Below are 7,878 nucleotides of genomic sequence, written 5' to 3'. Positions count from 1 at the left end.
CGGCGCGTCCCGGATAAGGGCGGCGGGCGGCATCCTCGGCTGGGCCGCGTCGACCCCGATGATGGCCGCGGCGGGCCCGGCGCTCGCCGTGCCGCTGCTCCTGCTGCTGGCGTTCTTCGGCCTGCTGGTGGTCACCGCGACCCCGGTCAACCGCATCCCCGAGCGGCTGCGGGCGGCCGGTGTGCGGCTCGGCGTGGTCGAGCCGGGGCCCGAGGACGAGTACGACGAGGGGCGTGCGCCGGAGCGCGAGTTCTCCACCGATCCGCCGGAGGACGCCGACCCGTCGGCGCTGCCGTTCACCGTCGACTCCGAGGACCCGGGCGACGAGGTGGCCGCCCGCCGGCGCCGCCGCCGGCGCAAGCCGCAGCCCGAGGACGACGAGGGCGCGGAGGCGGCTCCCGAGCGCGTCTCGCTGGACAAGGACGCCGACGACCCGTTCACCACCCGCAACCTCGCCGCCGGCGCCGCCGCCGACCTGGACGGCGCGCTGGTCTACGGCGTGCCCGCCTCCTCCGCGGTGGCGAACATGATGCACCAGGTGCAGGACCGCACCGCCCCGCCGGAGGAGCCCCTCGTCCCGGCGGCCCGCGGCGCCGGCCCGGGCGCGCCCGAGGACCACGGCCCGGCCCCGGTGCGGATGGAGCAGCTCCAGCTCGCCGGCGACGTCACCTACAGCCTGCCCCCGCTCGACCTGCTGGAGCGCGGCGGCCCGGCCAAGCCCCGCAGCGCCCTCAACGACGAGGTGGTGGCCCAGCTCACCGGCACGTTCTCGGAGTTCAAGGTCGACGCCAAGGTCACCGGCTTCACCCGGGGCCCGACGGTCACCCGCTACGAGGTCGAGCTCGGCCCGGCCGTCAAGGTGGAGCGGATCACCGCGCTCGCCAAGAACATCGCGTACGCGGTGGCCAGCCCGGACGTGCGGATCATCAGCCCGATCCCGGGCAAGTCCGCGGTCGGCATCGAGATCCCCAACCGGGACCGCGAGATGGTCAACCTCGGCGACCTGCTGCGCTCGCGCACGGCCGCCGAGGACACCCACCCGATGGTCGTCGGCATGGGCAAGGACGTCGAGGGCCACACCGTGATGGCCAACCTCGCGAAGATGCCGCACATCCTGGTGGCCGGCGCGACCGGCGCGGGCAAGTCGTCCTGCATCAACTGCCTGATCACCTCGATCCTCGCCCGGGCCACCCCGGACGAGGTGCGGATGGTGCTGGTCGACCCCAAGCGGGTCGAGCTGACCGCCTACGAGGGGATCCCGCACCTGATCACGCCGATCATCACCAACCCCAAGAAGGCCGCCGAGGCCCTCCAGTGGGTGGTGCGCGAGATGGACATGCGCTACGACGACCTCGCGGCGTTCGGCTTCCGGCACGTCGACGACTTCAACGCGGCGGTGCGCGCCGGGAAGGTCACCCCGCCGCTCGGCAGCGAGCGCGAGCTGACGCCGTACCCGTACCTGCTGGTGATCGTCGACGAGCTGGCCGACCTGATGATGGTCGCGCCGCGCGACGTCGAGGACTCGGTGGTGCGCATCACCCAGCTGGCCCGCGCGGCCGGCATCCACCTGGTGCTCGCCACCCAGCGGCCCTCGGTGGACGTCGTGACCGGTCTGATCAAGGCCAACGTGCCGTCCCGGCTGGCCTTCGCGACCTCCGCGATGGCCGACTCCCGGGTCATCCTGGACCAGCCCGGCGCCGAGAAGCTGATCGGCAAGGGCGACGCGCTCTTCCTGCCGATGGGCGCCGGCAAGCCGGTCCGCATGCAGGGCGCGTTCGTCACCGAGGCCGAGATCGCCGCGGTGGTGCAGCACTGCAAGGACCAGCTGGCCGCCCGCTACCGGGACGACGTCATGGTCGGCGGCGGGCCGAAGAAGGAGATCGACGAGGAGATCGGCGACGACCTCGACCTGCTGATCCAGGCCGCGGAGCTGGTGGTCTCCACCCAGTTCGGCTCGACCTCGATGCTCCAGCGCAAGCTCCGGGTCGGCTTCGCCAAGGCGGGCCGGCTGATGGACCTGATGGAGTCGCGCGGGATCGTCGGCCCGAGCGAGGGCTCCAAGGCGCGCGACGTCCTGGTGAAACCGGACGAGCTGGACGGGGTGCTGGTGACCCTGCGCGGCTGACGGCCGGGCACGGGAGCCGGTGTCCCCGACGAGGTGTCACTCGTTCGGAGGAGGGTAGGCGCCATGGCGGGAACCGAACGTCAGCGCACCGCGTCAATGGCCGGAAAGCGATCACCGTGCTCCCCCTGCGCGACCCCGCCGACCGGCCGTCGACGGGGCCCGTCCCCGACCGGGGCGGGTGTGCGCATTCGGGCCTGTTCCGCTTGAGATTCGATCCGTCCACGCCCCTAGACTGTTCCCCAGCAGGTGGCCATCCGCTCGAAAGGCGTGCCCCGTGACCATCGGCAAGTCCCCCGACCGCGAGAACGCCCCGTCGTCCGCAGAGCCGAGCGACGCGGTGCAGGCGGCCGATGCCCCGAGCATCGGCCGGGTGCTGTCCGCCGCCCGGCTGGAGGCCGGACTCACGGTGGACCAGGTGAGTACGGCGACCCGGGTCCGGGTGCCGATCGTGCATGCCATCGAGGAGGACGATTTCGGCCGCTGCGGCGGCGACTTCTACGCCCGCGGGCACATCCGCGCCATCGCCCGCGAGGTCGGCGTGGACGGCGAGGCCCTGGTGGCCCGCTACGACGCCGCGCACGGCGGCTCGCCGGCCTCCAAGCGGCCCACCCAGCTGATCGAGAGCGGCCCGATCAAGGTGCCCTCGCGCGGCCGGCCGAACTGGACCGCCGCCATGGTCGCCGCGATCGTCGCGGTGGTCGCCCTGATCGGCTTCAACCTGGTGAGCGGCAAGGGCGGCCACACCGGCACCGGCTCGGCCAGCGCGCCGCTGCCCAGCGGCACCGGCACGGGTTCGATCGCCCCCGCGCCCTCGCCCTCCGTGCAGCCCCCGGCCCCCGCGCCGAGCGCGGCGGCGATTGCCGCCGTCCCGGCCGACAAGGTCACCGTGAAGCTGGTCGCCGAGGGCACCAGCTGGGTCTCGGCCATAGACGGCAACGGCAAGTCGCTGTTCCAGAACAACATCAGCGACGGCCAGGACCAGACCTTCACCGACCCCAAGCAGATCAAGCTCGTGCTCGGCAACGGCGGGGCCGTGCACGCGTACGTCAACGGCAAGGACCTCGGTCTGCTGGGCAAGGACGGGCAGGTGGTGCACGTCACGTACACCCCCGGAGACCCGCAGGCGGGCTGACCACCGGCACCGGGGCGGACCCGCAGAAGATCGTGTTATCGAGGCGCGCGGCCTCCGGGGCGAACGGCACCGGGAGCCGCGCGTTAATCTTGGGCCTATGCCTGAACGCCGTACTGTCGCCCTTGTCACGCTCGGATGCGCCCGCAACGAGGTGGACTCCGAGGAACTCGCCGGGCGACTGGAGGCCGACGGCTGGTCGCTCGTCGACGACGCCGCCGAAGCCGACGTGGCCGTCGTCAACACCTGCGGGTTCGTCGAGGCCGCCAAGAAGGACTCCGTAGACGCCCTGCTGGAGGCCAACGACCTCAAGGGGCACGGCCGCACCCAGGCCGTCGTCGCGGTCGGCTGCATGGCCGAGCGCTACGGCAAGGAGCTCGCCGACGCGCTGCCCGAGGCCGACGGGGTCCTCGGCTTCGACGACTACGCCGACATCTCCGACCGCCTCCAGACCATCCTCTCCGGCGGCCACCACGCCCCGCACCTGCCGCGCGACCGCCGCAAGCTGCTGCCGATCAGCCCGGCCGAGCGGCAGTCCGCCGCCGAGACCGTCGCGCTGCCCGGCCACGGGCCCGCCGAGACCCCCGCCGAGCCGATCGACGACCTGCCCGAGGGCCTCGCGCCCGCCTCCGGCCCGCGCACCCTGCGCAAGCGGCTGGACGACAACCCGGTCGCCTCGGTCAAGCTCGCCTCCGGCTGCGACCGGCGATGTTCCTTCTGCGCCATCCCGGCCTTCCGCGGCTCGTTCATCTCCCGCCGCCCCTCCGACGTCCTCAACGAGGCCAAGTGGCTGGCCGAGCAGGGCGTCCGCGAGATCGTGCTGGTCAGCGAGAACAACACCTCGTACGGCAAGGACCTCGGCGACATCCGCCTGCTGGAGACGCTGCTCGGCGAGATCGCGGAGCTCGACGGCGTCGAGCGGGTCCGGGTCTCCTACCTGCAGCCCGCCGAGATGCGCCCCGGCCTGATCGACGCGATGACCGGCACCGCCGACGTGCTGCCCTACTTCGACCTGTCCTTCCAGCACTCGGCGCCCGCGGTGCTGCGCCGGATGCGCCGCTTCGGCTCCACCGACCAGTTCCTGGAGCTGCTGAAGACCATCCGGGACAAGGCCCCGCAGGCCGGCGCCCGCTCCAACTTCATCGTCGGATTCCCCGGCGAGACCGAGGCGGACTTCGCCGAGCTGGAGCGCTTCGTCACGCACGCCGGACTCGACGCGATCGGCGTCTTCGGCTACTCGGACGAGGACGGCACCGAGGCCGCGACCTACGACGGCAAGCTGCCCGAGGACGTCATCGCCGACCGGCTGGACCGGCTCAGCCGGCTCGCCGAGGAGATGACCGCGCAGCGCGCCGAGCAGCGGATCGGGACGGAGGTCGAGGTCCTGATCGAGTCGGTCGAGGACGACGTGGTCGAGGGCCGCGCCGCCCACCAGGCCCCCGAGACGGACGGCCTGACCACCCTCACCGGCGTCGACGACCCGCAGGTCGGCCAGTTCTGGCGGGCCAAGGTGGTGGCCAGCGAGGGCGTCGACCTGATCGCCGAGGCGCTGGAGCCGGTGCGACTGTCCAGTCCTTCTGGGGCCAAGGCCCCGGGAGCCGGGCAATGACCAAGGGGCCCGGCGCCCCGCCCGCGGCCCACCCGGACAGACCGGCCGCCGCGCTGCCGCCGGCGCCGACCGTCTGGAACATCGCCAACATGCTCACGATGCTCCGGCTCCTGCTGGTGCCGGTCTTCGTGACGCTGCTGTTCGCCGACGGCGGGCACGACCCCAAGTGGCGCTCGGTGGCGTGGGCCTCCTTCGCCATCGCGATGATCACCGACCTGTTCGACGGCGAGCTCGCCCGGCGCAAGGGCCTGGTCACCGACTTCGGCAAGATCGCCGACCCGATCGCCGACAAGGCGATCATGGGCTCGGCGCTGATCGGCCTGTCGGTCCTCGGCGACCTGCCCTGGTGGGTCACCGCGGTGATCCTCGCCCGCGAGCTCGGCATCACGCTGATGCGCTTCTGGGTGATCCGCTACGGCGTCATCCCGGCCAGCCGCGGCGGCAAGCTCAAGACCCTGACGCAGGGCATCGCGGTCGGCATGTACGTGCTGGAGCTGACCGGCTGGCTCGCCACCGCGCGGGCCGTGCTGATGGGCCTGGCGGTGCTGCTGACCGTCGGCACCGCGCTGGACTACATCGGGCAGGCGCTGCGCCTGCGCCGCGAGGGACTGGCCGCGGAGCGCGCGGACCGGTGAACGAGGGGGCCTGGTGACGGACCACACGGCTGCGGGGCGGACAGCTGCGGACATCGTGAGCGGGGACAGCGGGGACTTCGCGAGCGGGGACTTCGCGCTGGCCGAGCGGGCGCACGCGGCGCTGCGCGGCGAGGGCAGCACGGTGGCCGTCGCCGAGTCGCTGACCGGCGGGCTGCTGGCGGCGGCGCTGGTCGACGTCCCGGGGGCGTCCGCGACGTTCCGGGGGTCGGTGACGGCGTACGCGACCGAGCTGAAGGCCTCGGTGCTCGGGGTGGACGAGGGCCTGCTCGACGTCCACGGGCCGGTGCACCCGGTGGTGGCCCGGCAGATGGCCGAGGGCGTCCGGCGGCTGCTGGGGGCGACGTACGGGCTCGCGACGACCGGGGTGGCCGGGCCGGAACCGCAGGACGGGCAGCCGGTGGGCACCGTACACCTCGCGGTCGCCGGTCCGGGGGGAACTCTGGTCACTTCGCCCCGGCTGTCCGGGGGCCGTGCCACAATCCGTCACGGGGCCGTGACCGCCGCGCTGGAGCTGCTCGTTGGCCGGCTGCCGGAGCGCTAGGAGCCCGTCCGTCGGGACCTCCGCCGACCCCGGTCCGCCCCGAAGTGGCGTGCGGGGACGGCAGAGCTGGAGGATCGTGTTACATCCAACAGCCTGGTTGGGCAGAAACCAGGTGGCGAACGAGTTGCGTGACGGTGGCCGGGCGGCCCGCGACGGGTACCACGAGGGGCCCGCGGACCCGGGTACGACACCGGAACGAGGAGGGGGACAGCCTTGCAGCCCAGAGTGAACACGACCAGGGTCCCCGCACGCGAAGCGGGCAAGGCGGTACGGTGGGGGCGTGACATCTCGATCCGCAGTCCGAGGAGGGAGGCACCGATGATCCTGCTCCGTCGCCTACTGGGCGATGTACTGCGTCGGCAGCGCCAGCGCCAGGGCCGCACACTCCGCGAGGTGTCGGCGGCCGCCAGGGTTTCGCTCGGTTACCTCTCCGAGGTCGAGCGGGGACAGAAGGAGGCCTCGTCCGAGCTGCTCTCCGCCATCTGCGACGCGCTCGACGTCCGGATGTCCGAGGTCATGCGCGAGGTCAGCGACGAACTGTCGCTCGCCGAACTTGCGGCGATGGCCACCCTCTCCGAAGGTGATCTGCTGAGGCCGGTGCTCGAACCGGTACCGCTGCCCGCCCCCGGCGCCGACCGGGCGACCATGTCGCCCAAGGCCGCCGCGATGGACGTGGTCGCCGCCTGATCCGGCCTCGCACTCCCGGGATTCCTGCTCGACGCAGGAGAACGGCCCGGGGCGAGCGAAGGAGGGCGGTCGTGCGGAGAGACGCGACGGCGCACGCGGTGGCCCGAATACGGCCGTGGCTGCGGCGCCTGGTGCCGTGGTCGGCCGGTCGGGTCCTGGTGGTCCTGTCGGCCGGGGCGCTCTGGTGGCTCCTGGTGGTCCGGGGGCAGCTGGCCGACGGCGCGGTGCTCGGCCTGCTCGCGGCCGGCGGCTGGGGGCTCGGTCTGATCCCCGTCCACGCCGACCGGAGCGCGACCGGACCGGTCCGCCGCACGGCGGGCGGGTCGGCGGGCCGGGCGGAGGCGCGGACGCCACCGATCGGGTGATTAGTGCGCGGACGGCCGCGGGGTCGTTGACTCCGCGGCCTTCGGCGTTCCCGGGCGCCGGGTCCCGGGTGTTCACGGGCGCAGGCGCAGGCCGCGCGGGGTGGCGTGGAAGCCCGCCTCCTCCAGGGCGGCGCCGAGCGCCGAGCCGAGGGCGGGCTCGCCGTTGGCCCGTTCGACCGTGACGCTGCCGAGCGCGCCCGCCCGGACGGCGCCGGCGAGGGCGGCGGCGGCCTGGGCCCGGGTGGCGTCGTCCTCCGGCCAGGCCAGGAGGGACTTGCCACCGCGCTCGACGTACAGGGCGAGCTCGCCGTCCACCAGCACCACCAGGGCGCCCGCCTTGCGGCCGGGGCGGTGCGCCTTGGCCTCCTTGGCACCGGGGGCGGTCGGGGGCTCGGGCCAGGGCAGCGCGGCGCCGTAGGCGTTCGCCGGATCGGCGGCGGCGAGCACGAGGACCTGCGGCGGCTCGGCGGTGGGGCCGGCCGGCCACTCGGCGGCCCGGGTGCGCTCCAGCCGGCCGTTGACCGACCGCAGCCGGTCGGCCGCGCCCTCCATCGCGAACTGGGCACCACCGAGGCCCTCGACGAAGTAGCCGCGGCGGGTGCGCCCGCGCTCCTCCATCGCGGAGAGCACCCGGTACACCCCGGCGAAGCCGCCCGGGACCCGCTCGGCCGCCACCGTGCCGCGCGTCAGCAGGCCGTGGCGGTCCAGCAGGGCCTGGGCCTGGGCGGTGGCCCGGACCGTCGGGTCGGCGGCCGGGGCGGGCAGC

At 73.9% G+C, this 7,878-nt stretch carries 7 protein-coding genes and 1 pseudogene; 7 read left to right on the top strand and 1 reads right to left on the bottom strand.

Annotation, left to right across the window (positions count from 1 at the left end; translation table 11 throughout):
* The 7 genes from AB0O00_RS24420 to AB0O00_RS24390 all read left to right on the top strand — a co-directional run.
* On the top strand, positions 1–2,125 hold a 2,125-nt coding region (locus tag AB0O00_RS24420; RefSeq protein WP_363655107.1), incomplete at its 5' end, for a DNA translocase FtsK.
* A 274-nt stretch (positions 2,126–2,399) separates the two neighbouring features.
* Complete coding sequence (locus AB0O00_RS24415; RefSeq protein WP_329924323.1) at positions 2,400–3,257, top strand: RodZ domain-containing protein; 858 nt, start codon at positions 2,400–2,402, stop codon at positions 3,255–3,257.
* 97 nt (positions 3,258–3,354) lie between these two features.
* Positions 3,355–4,863 (top strand): 30S ribosomal protein S12 methylthiotransferase RimO, encoded by a 1,509-nt coding sequence (gene rimO / locus AB0O00_RS24410; RefSeq protein ID WP_363655105.1) that lies wholly within the window; start codon positions 3,355–3,357, stop codon positions 4,861–4,863.
* Positions 4,860–5,498, top strand: a complete 639-nt coding sequence (pgsA, locus tag AB0O00_RS24405; RefSeq protein WP_363655104.1) for a CDP-diacylglycerol--glycerol-3-phosphate 3-phosphatidyltransferase — start codon at positions 4,860–4,862, stop codon at positions 5,496–5,498. Before rimO ends, pgsA begins: the two co-directional genes overlap by 4 nt.
* Before the next feature lie 13 nt (positions 5,499–5,511).
* Complete coding sequence (locus AB0O00_RS24400; RefSeq protein WP_363655102.1) at positions 5,512–6,060, top strand: CinA family protein; 549 nt, start codon at positions 5,512–5,514, stop codon at positions 6,058–6,060.
* A 318-nt stretch (positions 6,061–6,378) separates the two neighbouring features.
* Positions 6,379–6,747: a helix-turn-helix transcriptional regulator gene (locus tag AB0O00_RS24395; protein ID WP_359964922.1), complete on the top strand. Its 369-nt coding sequence runs from the start codon at positions 6,379–6,381 to the stop codon at positions 6,745–6,747.
* 71 nt (positions 6,748–6,818) lie between these two features.
* Positions 6,819–7,112, top strand: a complete 294-nt coding sequence (locus AB0O00_RS24390) for a hypothetical protein (RefSeq protein ID WP_363655100.1) — start codon at positions 6,819–6,821, stop codon at positions 7,110–7,112.
* Positions 7,113–7,184: 72 nt separating this feature from the next.
* On the opposite strand, the pseudogene AB0O00_RS24385 reads toward AB0O00_RS24390, so the two are convergent.
* A pseudogene (locus tag AB0O00_RS24385) lies at positions 7,185–7,878 on the bottom strand (DEAD/DEAH box helicase); the annotation flags it as partial.

The organism is Kitasatospora sp. NPDC093558 (genome assembly GCF_040683475.1).
In the GTDB taxonomy this organism is placed as follows: domain Bacteria; phylum Actinomycetota; class Actinomycetes; order Streptomycetales; family Streptomycetaceae; genus Kitasatospora.
The sequence above is the reverse complement of the archived record's forward strand: the minus strand, read 5'-3'. Positions and strand labels throughout refer to the sequence as shown.

Excerpts from the sequence above, each read along its gene's own strand:
- AB0O00_RS24395 (WP_359964922.1), top strand. The coding sequence starts at position 6,379 with ATGATCCTGCTCCGTCGCCTACTGGGCGATGTACTGCGTCGGCAGCGC.
- pgsA (WP_363655104.1), top strand. The coding sequence starts at position 4,860 with ATGACCAAGGGGCCCGGCGCCCCGCCCGCGGCCCACCCGGACAGACCG.
- rimO (WP_363655105.1), top strand. The coding sequence starts at position 3,355 with ATGCCTGAACGCCGTACTGTCGCCCTTGTCACGCTCGGATGCGCCCGC.